This window comes from Agrobacterium sp. rho-13.3 (assembly GCF_033957765.2).
In the GTDB taxonomy this organism is placed as follows: Bacteria; Pseudomonadota; Alphaproteobacteria; order Rhizobiales; family Rhizobiaceae; genus Agrobacterium.
Genome location: NZ_CP192775.1, coordinates 1,148,842 through 1,175,227, shown reverse-complemented (window position 1 = coordinate 1,175,227; position 26,386 = coordinate 1,148,842). Strand labels below are relative to the sequence as shown.

General features: G+C 52.6%; 24 protein-coding genes. 14 read left to right on the top strand and 10 right to left on the bottom strand.

Annotated features, from left to right (window positions below; all coding sequences use genetic code 11):
- Positions 1 to 338 precede the first annotated feature (338 nt).
- The 4 genes from RMR16_RS20275 to RMR16_RS20260 all read left to right on the top strand — a co-directional run bounded on the left by RMR16_RS20275 (position 339) and on the right by RMR16_RS20260 (position 7,057).
- Entirely contained in the window at positions 339 to 1,094 is a 756-nt protein-coding gene (locus tag RMR16_RS20275; RefSeq protein ID WP_320197421.1) for an ImuA family protein, read from the top strand.
- The gene (locus RMR16_RS20270) at positions 1,015 to 2,526 is read left to right on the top strand and encodes a Y-family DNA polymerase (protein WP_320197420.1); all 1,512 of its coding nucleotides are present in this window, start codon (positions 1,015 to 1,017) and stop codon (positions 2,524 to 2,526) included. Before RMR16_RS20275 ends, RMR16_RS20270 begins: the two co-directional genes overlap by 80 nt.
- On the top strand, positions 2,523 to 5,771 hold the full coding sequence (locus tag RMR16_RS20265; RefSeq protein WP_320197419.1) for an error-prone DNA polymerase: 3,249 nt from the start codon (positions 2,523 to 2,525) through the stop codon (positions 5,769 to 5,771). The genes RMR16_RS20270 and RMR16_RS20265 overlap by 4 nt, the downstream gene beginning before the upstream one ends.
- Before the next feature lie 188 nt (positions 5,772 to 5,959).
- The gene (locus RMR16_RS20260) at positions 5,960 to 7,057 is read left to right on the top strand and encodes a hypothetical protein (protein ID WP_320197418.1); all 1,098 of its coding nucleotides are present in this window, start codon (positions 5,960 to 5,962) and stop codon (positions 7,055 to 7,057) included.
- A gap of 195 nt (positions 7,058 to 7,252) precedes the next feature.
- Here RMR16_RS20260 and RMR16_RS20255 read toward each other — a convergent pair whose 3' ends face one another.
- The 3 genes from RMR16_RS20255 to RMR16_RS20245 all read right to left on the bottom strand — a co-directional run bounded on the left by RMR16_RS20255 (position 7,253) and on the right by RMR16_RS20245 (position 9,041).
- Positions 7,253 to 7,498, bottom strand: coding sequence for a hypothetical protein (locus tag RMR16_RS20255; protein ID WP_320197417.1), 246 nt, complete (start codon positions 7,496 to 7,498; stop codon positions 7,253 to 7,255).
- Between the two features lie 243 nt (positions 7,499 to 7,741).
- Positions 7,742 to 8,284, bottom strand: coding sequence for a YcxB family protein (locus RMR16_RS20250; RefSeq protein ID WP_432355126.1), 543 nt, complete (start codon positions 8,282 to 8,284; stop codon positions 7,742 to 7,744).
- 202 nt (positions 8,285 to 8,486) lie between these two features.
- Positions 8,487 to 9,041 (bottom strand): ankyrin repeat domain-containing protein, encoded by a 555-nt coding sequence (locus RMR16_RS20245; RefSeq protein ID WP_320197415.1) that lies wholly within the window; start codon positions 9,039 to 9,041, stop codon positions 8,487 to 8,489.
- Between the two features lie 182 nt (positions 9,042 to 9,223).
- Between RMR16_RS20245 and RMR16_RS20240 the strand changes: the two genes are divergently transcribed.
- On the top strand, positions 9,224 to 9,487 hold the full coding sequence (locus RMR16_RS20240) for a sunset domain-containing protein (protein ID WP_320197414.1): 264 nt from the start codon (positions 9,224 to 9,226) through the stop codon (positions 9,485 to 9,487).
- A gap of 616 nt (positions 9,488 to 10,103) precedes the next feature.
- Complete coding sequence (locus RMR16_RS20235) at positions 10,104 to 10,967, top strand: alpha/beta fold hydrolase (protein WP_320197413.1); 864 nt, start codon at positions 10,104 to 10,106, stop codon at positions 10,965 to 10,967.
- A gap of 929 nt (positions 10,968 to 11,896) precedes the next feature.
- On the opposite strand, the gene alaE is transcribed toward RMR16_RS20235, so the two are convergent.
- Positions 11,897 to 12,358 (bottom strand): L-alanine exporter AlaE, encoded by a 462-nt coding sequence (alaE, locus tag RMR16_RS20230; protein ID WP_320197412.1) that lies wholly within the window; start codon positions 12,356 to 12,358, stop codon positions 11,897 to 11,899.
- A gap of 170 nt (positions 12,359 to 12,528) precedes the next feature.
- Positions 12,529 to 13,188, bottom strand: a complete 660-nt coding sequence (locus tag RMR16_RS20225) for a LuxR C-terminal-related transcriptional regulator (protein WP_320197411.1) — start codon at positions 13,186 to 13,188, stop codon at positions 12,529 to 12,531.
- Positions 13,189 to 13,401: 213 nt separating this feature from the next.
- Between RMR16_RS20225 and RMR16_RS20220 the strand changes: the two genes are divergently transcribed.
- Entirely contained in the window at positions 13,402 to 14,010 is a 609-nt protein-coding gene (locus RMR16_RS20220) for a recombinase family protein (RefSeq protein ID WP_320197410.1), read from the top strand.
- Here the strand turns inward: RMR16_RS20220 and RMR16_RS20215 are convergent.
- Positions 13,993 to 15,687: a flagellin gene (locus RMR16_RS20215; protein WP_320197409.1), complete on the bottom strand. Its 1,695-nt coding sequence runs from the start codon at positions 15,685 to 15,687 to the stop codon at positions 13,993 to 13,995. The two genes, RMR16_RS20220 and RMR16_RS20215, sit on opposite strands and share 18 nt — an antisense overlap.
- Positions 15,688 to 15,945: 258 nt before the next feature.
- Here RMR16_RS20215 and RMR16_RS20210 point away from each other — a divergent pair, with 258 nt between their 5' ends.
- From RMR16_RS20210 to RMR16_RS20200, 3 genes are all read left to right on the top strand, one after another.
- Positions 15,946 to 17,850, top strand: a complete 1,905-nt coding sequence (locus RMR16_RS20210; protein ID WP_432355122.1) for a hypothetical protein — start codon at positions 15,946 to 15,948, stop codon at positions 17,848 to 17,850.
- Between the two features lie 66 nt (positions 17,851 to 17,916).
- Entirely contained in the window at positions 17,917 to 18,390 is a 474-nt protein-coding gene (locus tag RMR16_RS20205; RefSeq protein WP_432355120.1) for a hypothetical protein, read from the top strand.
- A 191-nt stretch (positions 18,391 to 18,581) separates the two neighbouring features.
- Entirely contained in the window at positions 18,582 to 19,544 is a 963-nt protein-coding gene (locus RMR16_RS20200) for a hypothetical protein (RefSeq protein ID WP_320197406.1), read from the top strand.
- A gap of 211 nt (positions 19,545 to 19,755) precedes the next feature.
- Here RMR16_RS20200 and RMR16_RS20195 read toward each other — a convergent pair whose 3' ends face one another.
- Positions 19,756 to 20,154 (bottom strand): hypothetical protein, encoded by a 399-nt coding sequence (locus tag RMR16_RS20195; RefSeq protein ID WP_320197405.1) that lies wholly within the window; start codon positions 20,152 to 20,154, stop codon positions 19,756 to 19,758.
- A 252-nt stretch (positions 20,155 to 20,406) separates the two neighbouring features.
- On the opposite strand from RMR16_RS20195, the gene RMR16_RS20190 reads away from it, so the two are divergent.
- Entirely contained in the window at positions 20,407 to 20,613 is a 207-nt protein-coding gene (locus RMR16_RS20190) for a type II toxin-antitoxin system MqsA family antitoxin (protein WP_413785915.1), read from the top strand.
- Positions 20,614 to 20,737: 124 nt separating this feature from the next.
- Here RMR16_RS20190 and RMR16_RS20185 read toward each other — a convergent pair whose 3' ends face one another.
- Positions 20,738 to 21,631, bottom strand: a complete 894-nt coding sequence (locus RMR16_RS20185; protein WP_320197404.1) for a LysR family transcriptional regulator — start codon at positions 21,629 to 21,631, stop codon at positions 20,738 to 20,740.
- Between the two features lie 275 nt (positions 21,632 to 21,906).
- Between RMR16_RS20185 and RMR16_RS20180 the strand changes: the two genes are divergently transcribed.
- Positions 21,907 to 22,893, top strand: coding sequence for an aldo/keto reductase (locus tag RMR16_RS20180; protein WP_320197403.1), 987 nt, complete (start codon positions 21,907 to 21,909; stop codon positions 22,891 to 22,893).
- A 171-nt stretch (positions 22,894 to 23,064) separates the two neighbouring features.
- Here RMR16_RS20180 and RMR16_RS20175 read toward each other — a convergent pair whose 3' ends face one another.
- Together RMR16_RS20175 and RMR16_RS20170 are read right to left on the bottom strand one after the other, a co-directional pair.
- Positions 23,065 to 23,985, bottom strand: a complete 921-nt coding sequence (locus RMR16_RS20175) for an LON peptidase substrate-binding domain-containing protein (protein ID WP_320197402.1) — start codon at positions 23,983 to 23,985, stop codon at positions 23,065 to 23,067.
- Between the two features lie 229 nt (positions 23,986 to 24,214).
- Positions 24,215 to 24,961 carry an SDR family NAD(P)-dependent oxidoreductase gene (locus RMR16_RS20170; protein WP_320197401.1) on the bottom strand — a complete coding sequence of 249 codons (747 nt, stop codon included), beginning with the start codon at positions 24,959 to 24,961 and terminating at the stop codon, positions 24,215 to 24,217.
- A gap of 95 nt (positions 24,962 to 25,056) precedes the next feature.
- Here RMR16_RS20170 and RMR16_RS20165 point away from each other — a divergent pair, with 95 nt between their 5' ends.
- Together RMR16_RS20165 and RMR16_RS20160 are read left to right on the top strand one after the other, a co-directional pair.
- A complete protein-coding gene (locus RMR16_RS20165) occupies positions 25,057 to 25,422 on the top strand; it encodes a winged helix-turn-helix transcriptional regulator (protein WP_320197400.1) in 366 nt (121 codons plus the stop codon).
- A 389-nt stretch (positions 25,423 to 25,811) separates the two neighbouring features.
- Entirely contained in the window at positions 25,812 to 26,318 is a 507-nt protein-coding gene (locus RMR16_RS20160) for a hypothetical protein (protein ID WP_432355115.1), read from the top strand.
- Positions 26,319 to 26,386 lie beyond the last annotated feature (68 nt).

Below are 26,386 nucleotides of genomic sequence, written 5' to 3'. Positions count from 1 at the left end.
TGGCGATGAAGCTTGGTGAGTGGGATGGTGAAGGGTCGAAATCACGAGGTACCAAAGGGTCTCCCGAAACGTTAGATTTTTGACCATCAACGGAAGTCGCAGTTAACAATATCGCATCACGTGTCGACGATAAACTTTTTTCAGCGAACCGGACCTGTGGATAGTTGGCGTCTACTGCATTGATTCAGTTCCACATAAGGCTCCATCCACCCTGTGGATCGAAGGACCTCTTGACCTCTCCCTCTGAATATGACGATTGACTCAAATATCGAGAAGGAACAAATAGAGAACGTAGGAGCTAAGCCAGACTGAAAGTTCCACCTCAATTGGAGTTCGCGATGAAAATTGGCAACGCAAATCCCGTGATTGCCGGACTTCGGGAGCAAATTGAACATCTTGAAGGCGTGGTTTCGAGACAGAAATCCGTATTGCCTTTCGGTGTGGATGACATTGACGATTGTTTGCCAGGCGGGGGTTTGAGCTATGGAGCAATCCACGAGTTTGCAGGTGGCGGTACCGGCACCGTTGATGGGGCAGCAGCTGCTTTGTTTGCCGCTGGCATCGCAGCTCGAACCAAGGGAAAGATCGTTTGGTGTCTGACTAGGCCCGACCTTTTCTTCCCAGCGCTGGCTCAGGCCGGTCTTCATCATAACCGCGTGGTTTTCGTAGAAGTCGACAAAGAAGAAGACGTCCTTGCCTCATTGGAAGAGGGTCTGTCATTCGGTGGTCTCGGTGCCGTCGTCGGCGAATTGGTTCGTTTGCCAATGACGGCATCCAGGCGGTTACAGCTGGCAGCGGAAAGAACGGGCACGATAGGCCTGATCGTTCGCCGATGGCGCAGGCAGACGGAAGCATCTGATTTCGGTCAACCTACGGCGTCGACGACGCGATGGAGAATATCTGTTTTGCCGTCGGAAGACCTTCCAGTGCCGGGTGTTGGTCGACCGCAATGGTTTATCGAGTTGATGAGAGTGAAAGCAGGCGAATGCGCAGAGTTTACTGTAGGAGCGTGTGATGCCTCGGGTCGTATCGATTTATCTGCCGGACTTGTCGACGGACAGGGTCAGACGCGACGATCCCAGCATTCCCGCTGAGCAAGCCATTGCTGTGATCGCCAAATCAGGTTCGAAGCGATGGGTGTCGGCGGTGGACCCTGCAGCGCGAGCAGCAGGTCTGAAGGTCGGAATTCCGGCTGCCAAGGCACAGGCTATTTTTCGAGGTTTGCTGATGATCGATGCTGATCCAGTGGCCGACCTTGCGGCGCTCGAACGGATTACCTTTTGGGCCCTTGGCAATTATTCACCAATCGTCGCCGTCGATGAACCAAGCGGTATCGTTATGGATACGGAAGGAGCTGACCACCTCCAAGGCGGCGAGCAACTCATGTTGACGGGAATTGCCAATCGTTTTCGGTCAAAAAAGCTGGCTGCCCGTGTCGCCATTGCCGACACCTGGGGCGCAGCGCATGCATGTGCCCGAGCCATCCAACGTGAAACAGTGATTGTTCCTATTGGCGAGACCGTCCGAGCAGTTGAGAATTTACCTCTGTCGCTGCTCAGGCTTCCCACAAAGATCGTTGATGATCTTCATACGCTCGGGTTCAAAAGCATCGGTGAACTGTCAGCAACTCCTAGGGCACCGCTTGCTCTTCGTTTTGGGCCTGAAATTGGACGACGTATCGACCAGATGTTTGGGCGAGTTTCCGAGCCTATCAGTCCAATAAGAACGCCCGATGTTATCGAAGTCAGTCGAACATTTGCCGAGCCGATTGGATCAGCAGAGACCATCAACAAGTATGTCGGTCGTCTGGTGGAGCAGCTTGTGATCGAGCTTCAAAAAAGAGGTCTCGGTGTTCGTCGTACTGATCTCATCATTGAGAAAGTAGACGGCACTCGCCAAGCCATTCGTGCAGGAACTGCAAAGCCAGCCCGCGATGTCGCCTGGCTGACAAAACTCTTCCGTGACCGCACAGAGAAGATCGATCCCGGCTTCGGCATTGAGAAGTTGACGGTATCTGCGGTCATGACGCAGCCACTACAAGAAGAACAGCGGTCATCCGAATTGACTACGGATCAGGATGACGACATTACGCCGCTGATTGATATTTACGGTAATCGCGGGCAGCGCGTTTACAGGTTTGCACCCGTCGCTTCCGATGTTCCAGAACGCAGCGTTGCGCGAATCGCAGCAGCGGCACCCGATGTTCAAGCAATATGGGTTCACCAGTGGCGAAGGCCAATCCGATTGCTGACCTATCCAGATCAAATCGAAGCTATTGCACTTTTACCGGACCATCCGCCAGCGAGTATAACCTGGCGCGGAAAACGTCGGAAGGTCAAACGAGCCGATGGTCCTGAGCGGATATTCGGAGAGTGGTGGACACGCGACAGCGAACTGAACGCTATCCGCGATTACTTTGTAGTGGAAGACGAGGATGGCGAACGTTTCTGGATTTTCCGCCTTGGTGACGGTGTCGACCCTAACACTGGCTCTCATCAGTGGTTCCTGCATGGAATATTCGGATGAGCTACGCCGAGCTGCAGGTCACGACCCATTTCAGTTTCCTGCGCGGTGCTAGCAGCGCTGAGGAAATGTTTGCTACGGCTAAAGAGCTTGGCATTCAGGCATTGGGCATAGTCGACAGGAACTCTCTCGCCGGAATCGTTCGGGCCCTTGAGGCATCTCGCGCCACAGGTGTTCGACTGGTGGTTGGTTGTCGGCTCGATCTGGAGGACGGGATGTCAATTCTAGTTTACCCAATGGATCGGCCTGCCTATTCGAGACTGACACGACTTCTTACACTTGGGAAAGGGCGTGGCGGCAAGGCCAATTGCATTCTCACCCTCGAAGACGTTGCGCTCTATGCCGCAGGAATGATTGGCGTTCTAGTACCCGACCTTCCGGACGAAACTTGCGCTGTTCAAGTGCGCAAAATGGCCGAGATTTTTGGAGACCGGGCGTATGTCTCGCTCGACCTCCGGCGACGACCGAATGACCAGATGAGGCTCTTTGAGCTGTCAAACATGGCTGTGCGGCATAAGGTCAAGGCCGTGGTTACGAATGACGTCCTGTTTCATGATCCAAGCCGTCGGCAGTTGCAGGACGTCGTCAGCTGCGTCCGCAACAACACGACCATTGATGAGGTAGGCTTCCACCGCGAAAGGCATGCTGACCGATACTTGAAGCCACCGGAGGAGATGCAAAGACTTTTTACGAGATATCCTGAGGCTCTCGCCAGAACGATGGAGATCGTCAATCGGTGCAAGTTTTCTCTTGAGGAATTGACCTATCAATATCCGGAGGAGGCGCTCGTTCCTGGGATGGATGCGCAGCAGTCGTTAGAGCATTACGTTCGCGAATGCGTTCCCGACAGATATCCCGAAGGTCTGCCTCAGAAGGTAATTCAGGCTGTCAGGCATGAACTCGATCTCATCAAGGAGATGCGGTATGCGCCGTACTTCCTGACAGTCTACAGCATCGTGAGGTTTGCCCGGAGCCAAAACATTATCTGCCAGGGACGTGGATCGGCAGCGAATTCCGCCATCTGCTACATCCTTGGGATTACCTCAATCGATCCCGAGACCAACGATTTGCTGTTTGAACGGTTTGTGTCGAAAGAACGCGACGAACCACCGGATATTGACGTTGATTTCGAACACGAGCGGCGTGAGGAAGTGATCCAGTGGATATACAAAACCTACGGCACACATAAAGCGGCCCTCTGTTCGACCGTCACCCGCTATCGCGCCAAGGGAGCAATCCGTGACGTGGGAAAGGCACTAGGGTTACCGGAAGACATCATCAAAGTTCTGTCCTCAGGCATGTGGCATTGGTCTGAAGAAATGGTCGGAGACCAGAAGCTGAAGGAACAAGGTCTCAATCCACAGGACCGACGTCTCGCTCTGACCTTGAAGCTGGCACAGCAGTTGATGGGTGCACCACGTCATCTCGGACAGCATCCGGGCGGGTTTGTACTCACCCAGGACCGTCTTGATGACCTTGTGCCCATAGAACCTGCGACCATGATAGATCGTCATATTATCGAATGGGACAAGGATGACATCGAAGCCCTGAAAATGATGAAAGTGGATGTGCTCGCCATTGGGATGCTGACCTGCATGGCAAAATCCTTTGCCCTCATCAAACAACACAAAGACATTGATCTCGATCTCGCAAGAATCCCTCAGGAGGACCCTGCGACGTACGCCATGATCCGCAGAGCAGATACTCTCGGCACATTCCAGATCGAGAGCCGTGCACAGATGGCGATGTTGCCAAGGTTAAAGCCTCGTACATTCTACGATCTCGTCGTTCAGGTCGCCATTGTGCGGCCTGGACCAATCCAGGGCGACATGGTTCACCCATACCTCCGCAGACGCGAGGGTAAGGAAGCCGTCGAATATCCAACACCGGAGCTGGAAGCGGTGCTCGGCAAGACGCTTGGTGTGCCGCTGTTTCAAGAGAGCGCGATGCGAGTGGCGATGGTTTGTGCTGGTTTTTCGGGTGGTGAGGCTGATCAGCTTCGCAAGTCGATGGCCACCTTCAAATTCACGGGTGGTGTCAGCAGGTTCAAAGACAAGCTTGTGTCAGGTATGGTGAAGAATGGTTACACGGCAGAATTCGCCGAAAAGACTTTCAGCCAGTTGGAGGGTTTCGGAAGCTACGGTTTCCCAGAAAGCCACGCAGCCTCGTTCGCGCTGATCGCCTATGCATCCTGCTGGGTGAAGCTGCATCATCCTGACGTTTTCTGTGCGGCATTGGTGAACAGTCAAGACATGGGCTTTTATGCCCCGGCCCAAATCGTTGGCGACGCCAAAAACCATGGCGTCGAAATCCGACCTGTCTGCGTCAACCGATCTCGTTGGGACTGTACCTTAGAGAAAATTGAAAACTCCAATAGGCATGCAGTCAGGCTGGGTATGCGCTTGGTCAAAGGCCTTGCGGCTGCTGACGCTGCCCGGATGATTACCGCCCGCATGAACCAACCATTTGAAAGCGTAGATGATATGTGGCGGCGCTCTGGCGTTCCTGTTGCGTCATTAGTGGAGCTTGCCGAAGCTGATGCATTCAGGCCATCGCTAAATCTGGAGCGTCGGGAGGCTTTATGGGCCATCAAGGCTCTACGCGATGAGCCCCTTCCTCTTTTTGCTGCGGCTGCGCAGCGCGAATCTCGGGCCATAGCAGAACAGCAAGAACCCGAAGTTGAACTGCGGCAGATGACGGAGGGACACAACGTGGTTGCGGACTACAGCCATATAGGTCTGACACTGCGCCAGCACCCGCTTGCCTTCCTGCGTGACGATTTAACGAAGCGCCAGATTGTCACCTGTGAAGACGCTATGAACGCTCGCGATGGGCGCTGGCTCATGACAGCAGGACTAGTCCTTGTTCGGCAAAAACCAGGTTCTGCCAAAGGCGTGATGTTCTTGACAATAGAGGATGAAACGGGGCCAGCAAACGTGGTCGTTTGGCCCACACTCTTTGAGCGGAGACGCAAGATCGTGCTGGGCTCATCGATGATGGCGATAAACGGTCGAATTCAGCGCGAGGGCGACGTTGTGCATCTGGTCGCGCAGCAATTATTCGATCTTTCCGACGATCTATCACGTCTTTCTAATCGCGATCTGGATTTCAAACTACAGACGGGACGAGGAGACGAATTTGCGCATGGGTCACCTGGCACGGATGCCCGCACGCCAAAGCCTCGCGACATCTTCGTGCCTGACCTTCACATCGACACGTTGAAAGTGAAAAGCAGGAATTTTCATTAGAGGTGCGCCAGTGAAACATGAGCTTTTTCTGCTGAAAACCAGGCATTTGCATTTCTGAACTTTCAACAGGCAAACAATGCGCAATAGAGAGACGCCTGTGCATTGAACTGTCTTGACCGATTTTGACGCTTGCTTAGCAGAGACCTAGCGGCTTAGTTGTATCAATTAAGACGCAGAGGACGTTCGGAATGCCATCAGCAGAATTCGAAGGATATCCGTATCAATCGGATAAGGTCTTCATCCATTTCGACGTAGCCGATCACCAGATTGACCTAGAGACCTTCGTTTCTGTTGCCAAAAGTGTGAATGATGCAGTTATCGCTCTCAACGTAACGCTGTTTCACGTTGATTTTAGGGTCCAGATTGTTGTGGTCCCTCCCAAAGAAGGTTCGTTTCTACAGACACTAAAAATCGTTGTTCCTTCATTGGCCGCTCTCGTTTTGTTTGTTGACAGCGATACTCCTGCTGCATTCGTCAAAGGATTGACTGGAAAAACGCCTTCCGAATGGGCCTTAGATGCAGGTATCGACACCTACGATTTGCTCGTCGAGGAGTCGAGAAGAGCATACGAAGGTTTTACGGACGACACGAATGCTAGCTTTCCCGATCCAAGACCCGATTTCGACAGCCTGATATGCGAAGCAGGAGCGAAGATGCTCGCTGCCATGGTCAAAGAGGTTTTTGAGAAAGAGGCGGAAGATTTGATTTCTTTGGGCGGTGACGAGATCGAGCTAGACGCGTTACTGAATGCACGGGCAGATTTTTACCAAGCCTGTATTTCCAACCGAGAAATTAAACGTGTAGGTTTTGGTCCGGACTCCGACTTCCCAATACCTCGAAGTACATTTCCTGCGCGTGCTCAAAGACCGGCAAAACGGGAGCCTGACGAAGAGGGAGGCACGTGGCACACAGCGATTGAAGACGTGTTTGTAAGTTCGCCCAACTGGGACGAAGATGATCAGCACAGCCGTCAATGGAAGGGTAAAAATACCCTCGGTCGCACCTGCTACTTTGTGATTAACGATGAGGTTTTTTGGAAACTTGCTGAAAGTCGCCATCTCCAAGTAGGCGTTCTAGACACTTTGAAAGTTCAGTGGATTTATCAGACAACTGAGGGCAAAACGAAAAACCGACAGGTTCTTCGCGTGCTCGCGATAAACGGAGAAGTGTTGTCTTCCCCTATGTCGCTCGATAGCGTCTCCGATATTCTCCATAAACGCGCCGCGAGGCTCGAACCAGAAGGAGGTCCGACACTGTTCGACGATCTGGAAGATTGGGGCAAATAGCGTTCGCAACCTTACTTTTTCTAGATGGGAAAATTCAAACGTCCTCAAGGGATCGAAAGGAGACATGGGTATCGGCTCATTATCCTGACAGACATTCGCGGTAGATCGCTCGCATATCGTCGTGTATCGGCAGCTCAGCCACAATTGACAGACCGGTCAGAACCAACGCGATTAGCTTTCTGTTTTCTTCATCACTTACTTCTGGATACTGTCACACGAAACGAGCATCTTTTCATTTGTTATAAAATGGGTGCCGTCACCGCGCTGCGAGATCGTCCGCAACCAAAAGCTATGCGTGTCGGAAATCAAATCGTTCCGAATTAAGATGGCCGGTGTGGGGGCAATCGAGGTGTAAGTTTCCGCAAATTGCCTCGCGGAATCTAAGTCGGGAAGTTCTAGTGCGACCTGCTCATCGCCATCATCACCCACCAGGTGATACATGTTCGCTTCGTCCGATATCTGAGAAAGACTGAACTGAACCCGTCGACCAGACAAGTCTGCACATATGTCGGCTGAGGTGCATGTGGACCAGACAGAGCATGTCCATGGTGGTTGACCGGGCTGCATAACAGCGATTGCCGCCGATGCCGGGAAAATGAACATGAGTGAAACAATAAATCTCAAGGGTGCAATCCATCACTAAAATTGGCAACATGACGCGTTTTGCGACGGTTGCGCTTACCGTCAAGAAGACACTCGTTCTGATGCATAAACCACGGCCGCGTTGAAATCCTCTTCTGACTTAAAACTACGCCTTGGCAAAATGAGCGCTTCTCGTTCTGAAATCGCAGCAATCATATGGTCTTTCTCCCGCAGCACTCGTTTTACCGTGTTCCATGGAATTACAGAACTGGCCACAGAAGACCGGCTTTGAATGCCTGTCTCGTCCATCGTGATAGTGATGGTCGAACCGGCAGAGGCCAACTTCCTATAGTGAAGATACGAGACTCCCCAGACGATCCATTGATTGGCAATCGTGACCGCGCACACAAAGATCAAAAGCGCTGTAAAAGCGGATGCCGAAATACTATCGGCGGCGACCCTGCGCATCATTTCTAGTGGGTCGTAAATTTTCATGAAGAAGACCATCAAACACCAAACGGAGGCCACTAGGAGCGCGAATGTGTAGAGATTTCTGCCGAACGACCGTCTCGTAATAGCCGACGTCATCGCGGCATAATCGCGTGGGGTTAGGGTGTACGTGATTTCAAATGTCTCATCGTTCATTGTGATGACCCAATTCGGCAGCATATTCCTCCTCGTTTGTGTCGTAAATTTCCGTGTAATATCTGTCACCGGAGCCCGCCTTTCTCGTTCTCGCGAGCATGATAATCGCGACAACCGTAATTCATACAATGATCGATTTTGGCGAGACAACGTCGTCAGCAAAATGAGGCCGTGCGGTAATCTTGCGAGCGTTGAAGCACGGTCACTTTTTCGCGCCGTTGGCTGTAAGGATGTCGCTAAAGGATTCGCTGCCCGTTTCTGTTGCAAACGATAGAGCCGTTTCCCCATCGTTTCCGACTGCATTCGGATCGGCTCCGTGCGCGAGAAGGGAGGCAACTACATCAGGCCCATTCTCCTGATTGTTCGTCTGCATCATCAAAGGCGTCCATCCTCGTTTGTCGCGGGCCTCGACATTAGCGCCTTTTCTTACCAGCAAAGACACGGCGTCAGGATCGGTGACAATGTGAAGAATGGTAACGCCCTCATCGTTCACCGCGTTGATGTCTGCTCCATTTGCAAGCAAGAGATTAAGCACATCTTCATCGGGATACATATCGAGGAGATGTATCGGCTGAAACCCGTTTTTGTTCGCCGAGATTGCCAGCTGTGAATCAGCTGCAAGCATAGTCCGAACCGTTTCGGTCTCGCCAGCGTGTACGGCGTCGTGAAAGGCTTTCATCGCGTTGCCATCCGACGCGGTCGCTGACGCGGCGGATAATGCTACAATAGGCAAAAACCGACAGAGCCATCGCAACATATCTATCTCCTCGGTTTTTCTCGCCATCTGTCAGCCCGTAGGCCGCTCACTCGAATGGTATTTCCATTTGATGTCCGCTTCTTTCGCCTGCCACCAGGCAATGGAAAAGGCCAAGCTTCATAAGGCGGATTTTAATCTTCCAAGCAACGGAATTTGAAGAATGATTCCTTATATCGCTAGGTATGAGCAACTTCGGCTTGATCGTGATGGCTTCATCTAGCGCCGTATTTCTAGCCACCGGCGGATATACGTTGGTACCGCGCGAACTATGGGATGCTGAGTGCAACATTAAAGGCAATATCAGCATCAATTCCCGGGAGCGAATTTTCCACGTTCCCGGCCAGCTCGACTACGCCTCCACCACGATCAGGACTGAATATGGCGAGCGTTGGTTCTGTTCAGAAGCCGATGCCCGTGCCGCTGGCTGGCGCAAAGCAGGCAGGTGAGCGACAGTATGTGGGGATGCGCATGAGCCGTCTTAGAGGACGTTTTTTCAGGTATGCAATCATCATCGCGTTGGCCGTCGGGCTTCCTTTTGCTTACCTTTTTTATCTAATCGCTACCGACGACCGCAAGGACCCGGCACGGGTTGCTTTCATTATGAACATTAAGGAACTGCCACGGTCGGTTCGAGATATCGAATGCTCAGCATCTGCCGTCACCGACCTAATCGTAACTTGCGCGTTTAGAATTGACCCTGATGACTTTCAAAGTCTCCTGAGCGGATGGCAGTTCACGAGTAACAGGGTCTCCGGTAACGGAAGAGATTACGGTACGGACGCGAAGGTAGGTCCATCTTTCGACGCGGTGCTACGGTACTCTGTCTATCCAGCAAGCTTCAAGAGGGGTGGCCGTGTCGACCTCGTGACCAATAGAGACCAGACTTTGGTCGTGGCGAACCGATACGAGGAGTGAAATCTCCAACCACCTATTGTTGCGCGAAGCAGACATCGAGTGAGAATCTTAATCCGGAGGGCATGTTCTTAGTCCTGATCCGTCCCTAGGAACCGAGCGCTTCCCAGATGCGTATTCCAGAGAAGATCAAAATAATTAGGACAGACAATGGCGGATTTCTTTGAGGATTTCACGGAAACCTTCGTCACGACATCGCGGGGCGAGATTCGTGTACGGTGTGGCGGGACCGGCTTTCCCATTTTGCTCCTTCATGGACATCCGAGGACGCACACCACCTGGTTCAAGGTTGCCCCTCAACTTGCACGTAACTTCACGGTGGTTTGTGCGGATATGCCTGGCTTCGGGCGTAGCTATCAGCCCGAAACCATCGCGGCTAGCTCGGGAAAGGCAAAGGCTGCGGCACTACATGAATGCATGGTAGAGCTTGGGCACGACAGGTTCGGTGTCGCTGGCCATGATCGCGGATCATATCGTGCGTTCCGGCTCGCAATGGATTTCCCGGAAAGTGTCGCGGGCCTCGTCGTAATGGATGGTATTCCGATTTACGAGGTTTTGAGCCGTGCAGATTGGCGCTTTGCGAAGGAGTGGTGGCATTGGTTCTTTTTTGCCCAGAGTGAAAAAGCGGAAGCAGCGATCCAAGCCAACCCTGACCTCTGGTATCCTGCTGACGCAGCTCTTGGTCCCCGAAATATTCTGGATTACCTCGCCGCTACTCGGAACTCTGAGGTGGTGCGCGGGATGCTCGCGGACTATCGAGCAGGACTTGAGTTCGATTATGACGACGACAGGCGTGACAAGGAGGCGAGTCGACGACTGCAATGTCCTTTGGGAGTTTTATGGTCTGTGCACGACGACATGGAACGCCTGTACGGCGACCCAGCTAGTCCTTGGGGCGATTGGAGCGACCAGATAGTCCTGAAGCAGGGCATCATCAGCGGACACCACATGGCTGAAGAAGCTCCCGATGCCGTTGCAAATCACATCGAATGTTTCTTCGCAGGTCGACGATGAGCGCCCGCCTATCATGCATTCCTGTCTAGGCGGCAAATGACCCGATGGAGACGTTGCAAACCGTTGTTTCCGCATCTAGCTTCTAGATTTGGTCCCCGAGCCATGCGAGGAGGGGTCGGATGGGTGCAATCGAGGTTATTACTGAATTGCCCAATATCCCGGGGCATCGTCCATCGACAAAGTAAGCCGTCTACGAACGGCAACATATCCTGACCTACGTTACCGAAAGAAAAAGCAGAATGACTAGGAGACCGGAATTTCTGATGGGCAGAATTATACTGTTCGTGGCGTTTCTCTTCGAGTATTTTTTCTGGAGGATAGCAGCCAGCCGCCTATCGAATATTCTGTATGGAAGCATCATTGCGGTTTTCAGCCTTCCCTTTTGTGTACTGCTGGGCATCCCGCCAATTTCCAGCTTCGCCGTCCTCATTCTAACCGTGGTGGTAAATCCCGCCCAATACCTTCTGGCACTTCGCGAACGGCGAATGCTATATTGGTCTACCTATGAATACGATCTAGCGACGTACGAGGTGTACCGGGTCAAAAAGCTTCGCAATAGGTGGCGAAAGAAATCAGCTGGCAGCAGCACGTAGCCGTCTAACTTATCTCCACGCCCTTCTGCGGAAAGCAGACCAATAGTTGTCCAGTTGATGTGAGTGAGCCATCGTGGCACGAAAAGAACCGAAAGCCCAAGAATACACCTGGTCCATCATTAAGCTTATCTGGACGGCTTCGATTGTTATCGCATCTACAGGTGCAGGAGCGCTGATCGGCTGGGAGAGCCACGGAACGATTGGGGCGGTAGCATTGGGTTTAGTCGGCCTCGTGATCGGTGTTCTCCTCAGCTCACCTATGCTACTATTGCAAATGATCTCGTAAACCTTGCGGTCGAATTTCTCACGCGTATTGCCGCGAAGGCACCCTTCTGTTTAAACGTCGAGTGACATTGGATTTTGACCCCCAGGCGGCAAACCAAAGTGGTGTCTTATCCAGTTCAGGAATGCACCATAAGGTCGGCCCAGTACAATCATCATCACCGCTGCACCCAGCACTCCTCTTATCAACCCTTCCCCGGTGGCTCCGCTAAAGGCGATGATCGCCGCGTAGATCGGCACTTGAAAGCTCATCAGCGCCAGGCTGTCCCACATAAGCTGAGAAAACCGTGCTTCTTTCGCATGGCTCATCATCCAGTCGCGCCACATACCATAAGGTCGCCCTACCGGAACCATGAGAACGCCTCCAATCAGGCGAGCATGAAGGACCTGCTCCCACGTCATTCCTGCGACAAATCGTTCATTGATAATCCCGGTTGTGGTAAAGAATAGGACCAAAGCCAGCGTATCCGCGACGTACGCCCATGCATTTTCTGATCTCGTCTTCGTCTCGGCCAAGCGATTTCTTTCCAGACAAATTTATCTCACTTGGACATAGCGCCTCAAGGTTTGATTTTGTTCCGGAGCAAGAAGGTTATCCAGTGTTCGGTTGGCGAACAGTGTCATGACAGAATTTGGCCCTGAACCGACTTGATCCAAATCCGGCTCCTTTCAAATTCTCGTTACGTTTAAACGCGGACGGATATCCAGAGAGCAACCAGATGGTGAAGGTTTTTTGCCCCTACCCTTTCCTTGAGCCGCTCGATTCTGTGCTCAATCGTGCGGGGTGATAACTTCAACCGAGCGCCGATTTCCTTTTGAAATGCACCCTCCGTCAAAAGCTGAAGGATACTCAGGTCAATGCCGTCCGCTTGGAACTGCTGCAATGCAGCAGGGAGCACGAGATCAATTTTTGAAAACAGAATGCACCACTCGCATTGCTGGATCGCGTTTTTTTGAGGAATAAGCAGCATTTCATAGAAAATTTTGCAGCCGCCGCAGGCTGTATTCCCTTTTGAAAGTGATGGTCGTCTGCCGTTCATCACCCTGCTTAACGCGGGAATGACGCTGTCTCTCAGATATTTCTGATCCAGAAAACTTCTCAGATCAAGCGGCTCCTGCCATTGCAATTTCAGGAAATCAAATGCGGTGGTCGCGATGCTGTACCGGTGAATGAAATCGACTGAAAAAGTCCCGATCTCGGAATCTCGACAATCGACGACGGCCAGGACTACATTCGGTTGGGTGGGTCCCATCACGGCCTGATAAATATCAGTAGCCTGAGCCCCTTCCCTGCTTGTGATCCAGGCATCCATCAGGTCATGCACGCAGGTCGCAAACGATTTCATCCCCCGCACGATTATAATCTCGTGCCAGGAAATTCAGTATTGAGTTGGGACAAAAGGAACCAATTTTGTCATCCAGCCAATATCTATTTCGTAGCTTGCTTAAATCCTTGAGAGCCTTGATCAAACACACTTGTCTCACTGCGACAAATCCGACCGGACAAAATTGGTTGGTTATGTCAATCGTGCAGACGCCAAGGAAATCTCAGGGCAAAAATGAAAATCGGCTACGCAAGAGTGTCGACCTCCGACCAGCACTTGGACCTGCAACTCAATGCGCTGAACGCCGCCGGTTGCGAACTCATCTTCAAGGACCATGGCATCTCCGGCATCAAAGTGAAACGCCCAGGATTATCACAAGCGATCAGACGCCTGAAACGCGGTGACACCCTGATCGTCTGGCGACTGGACCGTCTGGGGCGCTCACTTATCCATCTCGTAAATACCATCACGAAGCTCAGACGGCGCGGAGTTGAATTTCTGTCGTTAAGCGAATCGATCAACACGGCCAATTCGGCGGGATCACTGATTTTCCATATTTTCGCAGCACTGGCAGAATTCGAGCGGGGTCTGATCTCTGAACGTTCGGCAGCGGGAATTGCGGCAGCACGCGCAAAAGGTCAGCGCCTTGGTCGACGACCGAGCCTGGGACCGGAGCTGCTGGCCGAAATTAAACGAGCTTACAGCGATGACCAACGATCACTTGCTGATATTGCCGATCACTATCACGTACACCCTCGGACGGTCAGCCGATACCTTCAAAAGAACGCTCCAGGTCTCGGTGTTGCAGAGGTGGAGCGGCATCGTCTACCGGAAAAGCTGTAGCAGTAGTGATGGATTTTCATTCGCTATGTTCAGCGCCTGCAGCGTCAACTGCTGCTGCGTTTGTAAGGCCTTCAATCTCGTTGAAGCTTCGTCCATGTCCGCATCAATCAATCGTCCTACACCCCGACTGACTGAATCGATGAGCGCTTTGTTGAAATTCTCCTGCATTTCAAGCCGTGTCTTCATGGCCCCGAGTGCCGCTGCCCCATCGATTGTTCTGTTCAGCATTGACTGAACACCGTTGATATAGCCGTCCAGGCTATAGTTCGACGTGACGTCTACATCGAGAAGTCCGAACGCTTGCGGATTACCAATGTTGTCGGTAGCTCCCTTGACACCTAACGAAGTCTTGCGACCAGCTTCAGGTCTTGCCGCTTCAATCAGGTCATATCTTATGAGCCCCGATCCAAGGTCGGATGCGCTGATACCCATTCCCTGATTGGCGAAAGCGTAGTTCAGCACCTGTATGTAATCGGCAGCCGAAATCACCTGGCCATTTGTGGTGCCGAGTGCTGCCATAACGGTGTCTCGCGTCAAGGTCAGTGTTCTGTCGACACCGTTTTCTGTGATGGCAATATAAGCCTCCACAGCCGGTTTCAGCTCGAATTGCTGATCCCAGATGCTGTAGGTGTAGGCCCGTGTGCCATAAATGGGTGCCGCACTGTCTTGCAACCCGCCGGTTTTGCCGCTTGCAAGAGTCGAACTGAAACCAGTCATCTCGTAGGACGAGCCTCGTGCGGAGTTTTCTGCTGTTTGGATTGTGTATTTAGATGGATTCGACGAATCCTGAAGTATGCGAACAGAGTTTCCGACAACCGATTGTATAACCTGACGCCACTGTCCGCGCGTTGAGACGACTCCGTTCCAGCCTGGGTTCACAGCATCAATCGTATCCCGGTCAATCGTGTAGGATTGTGTCGCGCCAGCTTGGGCACCGGTCGTTGTTACTCGATTGTCAGCATCCAGGGTTAATGTGAATGAGATTGCTGTGCTGTTATCTGTAAACGTAAGGGGCCCGTCGAAAACGTAGTCTTCCCAGGCTGATCTCCCGACCGGATCGAAATTATAGATCGTATTTCTGATGCCACCGATTGAACCCGGGCTCCGGTCATCGGCTTGGAGAAGTCCACCGCCCGTCGAGTTATACAACGAGACCTTGGACAAATCGAATTCGGCAGTCTTAATCGATACAGCACGATTCACCGCTCGTACGAATGCACTGGTTAGATTCGTTTTGGCTTCGGCGGTGTCATAGATATTGTTGATCGAGGTGTTGAGCCAATTGACGCCATTGAAGCGGGCTGACTGCGCCATACTCACTGTTTGGCTCTTGAGACCTTCAAGTTCACGTTGAACTTTAGACCGGTCAACGCTCTCATCCTTAGCAGTCACCAGTTTTGCCTGAAACTCTGACAAGACATCGATGGTGGAGGACATTGCGGCGTAGGCAGTATCTACTTTCGCAAAACCAAGGCCAAGAGCATCCTGAACGGCTTCCATCGCTGACCCGTCAGACCGCATGGTTGTCGCGATTGACCAATATGCGGCGTTGTCGGAGGCGGTATCAACACGTAGTCCAGAGGACACTCTATCCTGCGTATCAGCAAGATTGCTTGAAATTGACCGCAAGGTCCTAAGGGCGGCGATAGCGCTCGTGTTGGTCAGTATGCTGGTCATTTATATCGCCGATGGTCATGCATGCGGCGTCTTCATGAGCCCAGAATCCAGCGTTGTGCTGCATCCCTACATTGCATCCGAAAGAGTTAATCAAGTTCCGAAAGTCGCAGGGGGAAACTACCCTGGGTGCGCCCTGAATTGTCCAAATGGACTGTCGGACAGAGGGTAAAACCCCCCTCCGGTTGTGGCCTCTTTATCAATTGGTCGCGTGTACCCGTGATTCCAAGTACGACTTGTACTGGGGTAACGGGGTCAACCATGAGAATTTGCAATCACATCGCCGCAGCGATAGTAGCGCTTCTGGCAAACACGGTTACGGTAACGGCGCAGGACAGCCAGGAATATTACACGGGTACATTCACCTGCGCTCAGACCGTGTTGAACACAGACTGGGTTGCAAACAGAAACCTGGGCGGCAGCTCTTCTGTAACCGTCTACTATCAGCAGCGGGGCGCGACCCAAGTTCAATGGTTGAAGCTCACTGAACAGGAAACCAGCAACAACCGTGTGTTGGTCGATGATCGTGGAAACGTCCGGCTCCTCTTGTCCGAAAACGATGCCGCGATCAACGCGAGCTGGAAAGAAGGCTCGCCTTACAAGAGCTGTGAACCATTCAACGTCACAAAAACGGATAGCGTAAAATCAAGGCTCGACAAGCTGCTCTCGCTTCTCAATACCGCCCTTCCAACTGCTGAAGATGCGAAGAAAGCCACAGAAGCTTTGGACTCGACACCGATTGTTTTCGCCCTGCCCGAACTCGACCAGCAGCCTTACATGCAGCGATTGTCTACCGCTGTCCCGGAATTCTGGAAGCGGTACCGCAGCAGCGTGGCGGACGGTGCGAATATTCCTTTGGATACCGAGGATGCCAGGAAAAATTACGTCATTCGCATTCATCATATACTGGATGATACACTACCTGCTCTGATGAAAAACCGCCGGGACGCAACAGCGCGCAAGGACACCGCGCTTGCGCTGCAGATGGCATCGGATCGTCTTGCCGATGCTGGATATCCATTGGCAGCCGCATACGACGTTTCGAACAGCAAGGTCATGTGCCAGCGGCTTTCCCTGATGAACAAGAGCTTCTATCAGCTTGACGACCTGGAACTCGCCGTTGGCGTTTCCTTTGATTATTGGACACGCGAACTCGCCGAAAACGTTCTTCGAGGTTCCAAAACGTGCGAAAATGCCGAACACTATGTGCGAAGCTTGACGGAGGGCTGGCCACGCATTCAGGAGAAGCAAACGAGGATCGCTGCTTTCAAGGCAGAGCGAGATCGCCTTTTGGCCTTGCCGTTGACATTCGCCACCCTTGTAGAAACCCGAAACTTGCAGCCCGACCGTAAGCAGATCAACCTGAAACATAGCGAGCAAGACTTTGTCGCCCGTTTTTTCGGTAAAAATCTGGAATCTCGCCGAAACGAATTGGAGGCTGCTTCGCTCAACGAGATCGCTCTCGTTGCAGCATCAAACGGCATCGACCAATCTGAAAACGTCAAAAAACTTAGCGAGAACTGCAATCAGCTTCGTCGACTGGAAAGTTCTCAGGCGCAGGACACGATAACAGCTGCATGTACAACCGCTCTTGCTTCAGCGGCCAAGAAGCAGGCAGAAGAAGGTGTCGCACGCATAAACGCGGCTTTTGATACGGCAGAGCCCCTCGCACCTGCGGCGGATCAAGCCCGTCAACTTTGCAAAGACCTTTCGGACGGCTTTGTTCTTCGAGATGCCGTCCCAGCGCTTCGAAGCGCCTGCCAAAGTGGTGATCGAAAACTCAAGGAAAAGGAGGAAGCGCAACGGTGTGTTATCGCCGTCGAAAAGTCTGGTGCTGACGCCGATCTCCTGGACGCAACCATCGTTGTGAAAGGTTCTGGCAGCGATAATCGCACCACAATCAAAGAACTTGTTTGCGAGGCGTCTAGAAACGATTTCCAGATCATTTTCCGCTCCGAAGGCGCTTTGATGTGGTCAAAGCAAGTGATGACACTGCATAGCATGCCGGGAAGCGAGGAAGCGTTCTCTGTAGAACTGGCATCGGCTGAAGGCGAAGCGGACTGGAAGGTATCGTCCTGGATCGGAGATCAACAAACCGGTTCAAACGATACGCCGCTCGATCAGATTACTGCATGCCTTGTGGGGACGTCGAGCTGTAAAGACTGAGATCGTTGTTATTAGCGAAGATGAACGCAGATTTTGATCGCTTAGGGGCGACTTGCCGGTTCTGTTATGCTTTTAATCACGATGATTGAACACGGAGGATTGGGTTTGAATTTGAAGATCAGAGTTTGCATCACCATCATCGCAGCAACCTTTTCTCCAATTGCGTATGCCGATGAAATCGACCTTAAAAGCATTAATATTCCAGGCGTCAGCGCTCTGAAAGCGGTAGACTTCCTCGTGGATCGCCCAATCGAACCGCGTGCTACATACGTGGTTGTCGCACTTGGCAAAGGTCCTGAAGGGTCAGTGGTATCCATCAACACGAGGTACTCGAATGCGTCAGGCTGGGTCTATACGACACGTGCAGTCAAATGCAGCAGTGGACAGATGAGGACGCTTGGGAGCGGCGAAACCGTGAATGGAATGTTGAAGTCTAAGAGTGATCCATCGTGGGGACCTCTCGTCAGCGGTTCGTCGGCGACGCAGGTCGCGGAAATAGCATGTACCCAGAGCGGCACGCGGCTGGCAGGAGTGCGCTGAGATGAACGAGAAGGTGAATGAGGGAGCACGAAACCTGTCTGCTGCCGCTAAAACCAGACTAGCAGAAACCAAGTGGTCTCGTCTACGCAGTGTCGACCCAACCGGTTCGTGGGCGTATACGTCCGCGCGCTGGCTAGTTCGTAGTCAACGACGCCAAAGACATGTATCTCATCTTTGTGAGGAAGTGACCCGTGGACAAGCTCGTAAAGAACGCTATCGACTCGATAGAGGTTGGAGTTGAAGATTTCCAATCAGATGACGCTCGTCGAGACCTGTCGGCCGTCAGAAACGTCTACGCTGGGGTACTTTTGCTCTGCAAGGCAGTGCTGTGGAAACGGTCGTTGAGCACGGACGGATCACTCATTTTTGTCCGGTTTGAACCCAAGATCGCGAAGGGAGGAGACATTGAATGGGAAGCGGACAAGCGCAAGACCGTTGATGTCGCCGACATCAAGTCGCGGTTCAAGTTGCTAGGGATAAAGTTCGATTGGAAGAAGCTTGATGAGTTCGGCAAGCATCGGAACAACATCGAACACTTGTATCTCACCTCGACCAACGAGGCGGTCAAAGCGGCTCTAGCAGACGCGATGCCGTTAATCACGACAATCATGACCAACCTCCTTTATCTCCAGCCGGAAAACGAGTTCACGCCGGAGTGCTGGAACGCTCTTCTCCAAAATGCTGAAATTCAGGAGGCCATTAAGAAGGAGTGTGAGGCATCTTATGTCGACATCTCCTGGGACTCCGAGGAGGTTTATTTCCCCTCCGAGCACTTCTCCTGCACGAGCTGTGGTTCGAACCTTCTTAGACAGAAGGATGAAACGAACACCAAGCCCTCCCATATAGAGTTCGCATGCAAGGGCTGCGGTGAAAACGATATGGAACTGGGCGAGGTTATGGAGGTCGCGCTCGCTATCGCGACAGAAGGCGACGCGTACCTTGCTGTGAAGGATGGCGGTGATCCGCCGTTGGCGGCATGTCCGGAATGCGGGCTGGACACGTTTATCCGGGACATAGCCGAATGCGTCGTCTGTGAAGGATCGATACCTGGTAGTTGCATCGTATGTGGTGCGGGAATCTCTCCGGAAGAATACGACGTCGATTACCCCAACTTGTGCGGCTATCATGCTTATCAAGCGCAGAAGGTCGACTGATCGTCAGTTCTTATGCTTGTTGTCCATTATTCCTACGATGAGCAGGTCCCTCTGCTTCGGCGTTCTCTACTTCGCCCCACGAGCAGAGCAACAGCGTGGTGGAAGTAGCGATTTCGCAGAAATGACCGCTTAGGGCCAGGAAGGCTAACGGCCCTAACGTCGGCGGGGTGCCTGTCAATAAGTCAAATTGAAAACCGCTCATGGCGATGCTTCAGATGGCTTTATCGAATGCGTCTGCCTCATCTTGGGTCGTGAAGGTGAATGTGACCAGTTCACTGTCATCGTCCTGACGAATGCCAATTGCAGTCACGATCAACCGAGCGATTTCATCCTGAGCTTCACTTCCCGACCGAGACGATTTCACCGTTTTCTCGATGGCTGACGCGAATACTTCGCTGATTACGCCGAGGCGCATATTGTGTCTCATGATGATATCGCGGTCCTCGATGATCGCCGCCTGTTCAGCTTTCGGGAGTCCGGCATTGTCCATTGCGGTTATCGTGGCATTCGTCGCGAGCCTAATCGGACCTTCCTCAAGCCAGCGATCAACCATCTGATGGAACTGCCGCATACGCGCAGCAGGGATTGTTTTCTGTACGGTGATCGACATCTGCGTTCCTTTGCCAGCTTCTATTCATACTGAAACACGCTCTCTCAATGAGGGACCGGCCATCGCAATCATCAATAACTTGCGCAAGCAGCGTGTATTGGGTCGAGCAACATGCTTCAAGGCATTTGTGTTGAAGGTCAGCCCGCAGTGGAGGTAGTGCGGAGCGAAAACGACGATTTCCAGCCGTAACAACATTGCGCCGATAAAGAAACGAACGCTATAATTTCACTGGCTGAAATATTGGAGATTCACATGTCGTGCCAAGTTTGCGGGAGTAGAAACGCAAAGCCGACTATCCTCGACCTCACTTACGAGTTTGAAGGAAACACCACGACCATTCAGGGAGTTTCTGGTGACGCCTGTGATGATTGCGGTGAATTCTTAATTTCGAGAACAGATACTCGCCGCGTGTCAGACGAACGGTTTAGGTTCAGAAACGGATACTTACCTACCGACTGATCCGTCTCCCAATTTTAAGCAATGGCCGCGTTTTTAGCCATACGAAAACATCTTGCGGCATTTGCTACCTAATTCTGAGAACTCGCGTAAACTCGACCTGCGCCCAATAAAGGTCCAAAATTTCCTATCCACGATAGCGAAGTGTATCCAGGATCAAAGAAAAGGCAGGCGTCGGTTGGCGACGGCTTGGATAGTACAGGTGGTAGCCAGATGCTGGAGGTGACCAATCGACAAGCACCCTGATCAAATGACCGCTCGCAATGTGTTCACCAACCACGTCTTCAGGGAGATATGCGAGCCCGACGTCCGCCAACGCCATGTCGAGAGCAAGCCCGATGGTATTGAACGCTGCGGGACCTTGTGGGCGGACCTTCAATTCACGCCCGTCTTTTGCAAACGGCCATGACCATAGTCCTCCTGATGTGGGTAAGCGAAGCCCGATACAAGCGTGGCTGGTGAGATCATGAGGTGTGATTGGGGCTGGTCGGTTGCAAAAATACGTGGGAGAGCCAACCACTGCCATTCCGAAATCCGGCCCGATCCGAACTGCGATCATATCCTGGGCAACTTGCTCACCAAGGCGAATTCCCATATCGAAGCGATCCGCCACGATATCGGTCAAACTATAGTCGTTGATAATTTCGACGTTGATTTCAGGATACTCTGGAAGCAGTTTCGCCAGAGCCGGAGCCAAGATTGTCTGTGAAGCGTGTTCCACGGATGTGATCCGGAGATTTCCTGAGGGACGATCTCGAAGTTCTCCTAAAGCTGCCAATCCGGCTTCGATCCCGTCAAAATGGGGACCAATCGTCTGTAGCAGACGCTCTCCAGCTTCTGTCGTCGATACGCTACGCGTGGTCCGCGTCAGCAATCGCACACCCAAACGGTGCTCTAACTCACGGATAGTTTTGCTTAGAGCAGGCTGAGAGATGCCCATCTGCGCGGCGGCTCGTGTGAAGCTCTGCTCCCTCGCCACGACCATGAAGGCAATGAGATCATCGACTGTCTGGCGTGTCATTTATATTCCAGAGTTATAAGACCAAGACCACAATAGCGTCTAATCGTATAGGTCCGCCACTGTTATCTTTTGGTAAGTCAGAAGCCTGACGGAACCTTGAGGTGATCATGAGCAGAGACAAAACATCAAATGACCTGGAACGGGACCACATCGAAGGCCGCCGTCAGTTTTTGAGGACCACGGCGTTGCTCGGCGCGGCTGCTGCCGCCCCGTTTTGGGGTCCAGCCTTAGCACAGGCGCAAAACCCCACCCGCAGATCATCAGGAAGCAAAACAATGAACATACGGAAACTAGGCGATTTCGAAGTCTCGGAACTCGGGTTCGGATGCATGAGCCTGAGCGGTAATTATAACGCTCCTGTGGCTAAAGACCACGGCATCAAAACAATCCGTGCCGCGTTTGAAAACGGCGTAACACTGTTCGACACAGCAGAAGTCTACGGCCCCTATACCAACGAAGAGCTTGTGGGCGAGGCGCTACAGCCCATTCGCGATCAGGTTAAGATTGCCACGAAATTTGGTTTTGCCATCGACGGCACCGTCGCGCTCGATAGTCGCCCTGAACGCATCAGAAGAGTGGTCGAGGAGTCTTTGAAGCGACTGCGCACGGACCATATTGATCTCTACTATCAACACCGCGTTGATCCGAATGTCCCAATCGAAGATGTTGCCGGTGCGGTGAAGGACCTTATCAAAGAGGGGAAGGTTCTCGGTTTTGGTCTCTCTGAGCCGAGTGTCAAAACCATCCGCCGCGCTCATGCTGTGCAGCCGCTGACAGCAGTTCAGAGCGAATATTCTCTTTGGACCCGGAATGTGGAGATCAACGGCGTTCTTGATACGTGTAATGAGCTAGGCATCGGTTTCGTGCCATGGTCGCCCGTTGGAGCAGGCTTCCTGACAGGCAAGTATGACCTCGCGACCGAGTTCGATGCGAAGACGGACTTCCGCGCTGGGTTTCCAAAGTTCTCCAAGGAGTTCATGCCGCTCAACATGCCGATCATCGAATGGCTGACAAACTACGCGGCAACAAAGGGCGCGACTCCATCGCAGATCGCTCTTGCTTGGTTGATGGCGAAAAGCCCCAACATTGTTCCGATCCCAGGCACGCGTAGCGAGGCACATCTGATTGAAAATCTAGGTGCGCAATCCATCAAGTTCAGTGCTGCAGACATCCAGGCAATCGACACTTCCTTGTCCAAGTTCCCGGTCTACGGCGACAGGATGGGTAAGGACCATATGCTCTCGATTGATTACTCCATCTAACCTAATCCTCGGCAGACCGACCGATGATAAATCGGTCGGTCTCTGGTGAGGCTTTGACAGTCTCACACTTGTCTGCTTTAGGCAAACCGCTGCCTTCGCAGCTTTGCGCCAATTGCGGTCATAGCGGCTATCGAAGCATTACATATTCCGCGACATCCGCCGACGTGGGCCTTAGGCGACCGCTTTTGGTTGGCCAGCTCTCATCAGTTCGATGAGTTTTTTGAAACGCGTCACCCCATCATTAGCCTCCAACATTTGCTGCTTCGCTTCGATGCTGCCCGATAGCAACGGAGCAACCGTGTCAGCTAAAAGGCTAGGATCGCCAATAGAAGGTAGCCGGAAGCGGGATTTGGGGCCTGACGGAAGCGCGGCAAAATCAACCTTGGCATAGGTCTGGTAGCTATCGAGAACGGCACTGGAGAGTGCAGCCGCCTCCGCAGAGTGGCCACGATGCTCTTCGATGGGCACAATCTCAGCCGTCAAGCACGGACCATCTATCAGTCGAATTAGCCCAGTCCGCTCAAGCCCCCGCACAGTAACTTTTAGCGTTCCATCCACCTGGGTTTGGCGGTCGATCAAGTTCGCTATCACCCCGACTGAATAAAGGGCTTCGAGATTGTCGGGAGAACCATCTTTGCCATTTCTCTGGGTGACTATCAGGATACGCTGATCGCCGGAAAGTGAGCGTTCGACAGCATGGCGAGACTTCTCGCGTGCCACGAAAATACGAGAGATCATATGCGGGAATAAAACAAGATCGCGCATAGGAACTACGGGGATGCCGGTTTCGGACGGCGTAGCGATAAGGACTTTCATTGACGGAGCAGGCGGATGCGCCGCTTCGTTGATCCTTGCTGCCAATACGTTCCAGTCACGAAAGCCGAAAATACGAGCTACTAACTCTTGGCTCTCACTGGTGGTCAAGATTACAGATTTGACGTTAAGCGCATCACGTAATGTTTTCGCCATAGCTTTGGCATCGCAGAAATCGCGCATGAGATGATCCTTTGCGTGAAACGAACGAATATTGCCAGGGGCTTGCGTTGCTGACCCGTTCGTCCGGGCAAAGGGAGCCATGGTGGCTCGATACATTCACCGTACCCCAACGGGGCGCAAGCAGCAGGCTGTATCTACCGAACCCTGATTGTGCCCAAAAGGTCTATTTTTGTCAATCTCATGCCGAAGGTCTGCAAAGGGCCAAATGCTGCCTTGGCAGCGTTGAGCAAGTAGCGGACATTGCGATTTCAAGTAAGGCAGTATGAAGAGCCGGTTCTCGTTTCGGGGAGGCCCCGAGGCAATGACGCTCGGAGCCTTCCAATTGTCAGACCTGCGCTGCGCCACCGTCGGCGAAGACTTCGCTGCCGGTCATGAAGCTACTGTCCTCCGAAGCAAGGAACAGTGCTACAGCCGCGATCTCGTCGGGATTTGCGACCCGGTCGAGCGGATTCTGCGCTGCCAGACGTTCAAGCAAAGCAGCCTCCTCTGCAGGTGTTACAAGACCCTTCAGGCCGGGCGTTTCCGTGGCCCCAGGAGACAGCACGTTGACCCGAATACCTGACCCCTTTAAATCCAAGGCCCAGCTACGGGCAAAGTTGCGGATCGCTGCCTTCGTCGCGCTATAGACGCTGAACGCTGCTGTTCCCATGGAGCCGGTTGTCGATCCGGTAAGGATGATCGATCCACCCGCCTGCATCAGAGGCAGTGCTTTCTGCACCGTGAACACAGTACCTTTGACGTTGACGCTGAACGTCTGATCGAATGACGCCTCGTCAATCGCACCAAGGGGCGCGAACGTACCCAAGCCCGCATTGGCGAAGAGGATGTCTATACGACCGCTCCTTTCGCGCACCGTTTCGAACAGTTGGTCGAGATCGTCCATCTGCGACACGTCGCCCTGTACTGCGGTCACTCCAGCGCCAATTGTTTCGACCGCCCTATCAAGTTCCTCATGACGGCGTCCGGTAATAAAAATCTCAGCCCCCTCCGCAACGAACCGCTTTGCCGTCGCTAGACCTATCCCACTGCTTCCGCCGGTGATGACAGCGATTTTCCCTTGAAGTCTGCCCATCGAAATCTCCTTTATCGTATGTGCGAGATCAATATAGACACTAGCTTTCTAAACAGCTAGTATGCACCTTTTGGTAAGTATAAGGAGCATACTGAATGGCTTCATCCAGTTTTGTCTGCGGGCTCGACGCCTCACTCGCTGTCATTGGCGGTAAATGGAAGCCTTTGATCCTGTTTCACCTAGCTCACGAAGCTCGACGTTATGGCGATCTCAGACGTGCTATCGGCCATGTCAGCGATAAGATGCTCATCCAGCAGCTCAAAGAACTAGAGGCCGACGGGATTGTTGATCGGCAGGACTTCAAGGAAATCCCTCCAAAAGTCGAATATTCGCTTACTCCATTTGGCGAAACGCTCGCTGAGGCGCTGAAGCCTCTTTGTGCTTGGGGAACACGGCACATGTCGGAGGTTGAGAAACTGATGTCACGACGAGAGCCTATCGAGTTGAGTCAGATCGCCTGATATCTTTCTCTGGACGACCGCTTAGGGCCGATACTGTTGAAAAACTCCGGCAGGCGGCTTTTCCTTCGGGATCGCTGAAATAATATTGCGCATGCCAAGCTCGCCCTGCATGGAACACGCAAAGTGGTTTCGCCTCTACCGAACCGTCAGAAAATTATACCGGACGATCCGGCCGAGGAGTGCCACTGCAGATGCTCAGTGGAGTTTTTCAACAGTATCGGCCAAAAGGCGACGTAGGCGCTTTGCGCCAATTCCGGACATTGTGCCTGCCGCAAAACTTCCTATACTGCGACGTCGCAAAAGCTAGGGAAACAAGTCTCGCTTTAATTGGGATTTTTGCGACGATTCAGCAAGGCAGTTATATTCTTAGGCCGAGGAAGAGAGATATAATGTGGATGCGCATACCGGTTATGAGCGCCATATGCGTTGCATATTTGAATATTGGAGCAGCCGCAGCGATGCCGGAGAACATGACGGTAGATCGCCTTCTCGCCATCTGCGACGCGACTGATGTGCAGGCTGCGACGGTGCAGGGCGATAAACTTGGCTGGCAACGGCTGACCGATGCGGAAACGGAGGGATGGCGTACTGATGTCGTGGGCTACAATGGCGGCTCTGTAGAGGTTGTAGGCTGGCGGCGGGAGAGTGCAGGTCGAACCGATTCATTTTCGTTCTGGGTCGCGGTCGGTCAGAACGGACACAAAGCATGTACATATTCGACGGCGAGACCTGCCGGGTTGCTGGATGCCTTGTCGGCGCGTCTTGGCCCTCCTAACACTCTGGACAAGGAGGACTCTGTAGAAATGATATCGGCTTATTGGAAGCAAGGTGCGGTCGAGTATTCCTTCACTCAGATAGGATCGTCCGCTACCATCGCTGTCGGACCGAGCAGATGAGTCAGCCGACGCATCGATAGACGGTCGCACAATTCCTAACTTGTGCCACGGCCAACGACCGGTTGGGG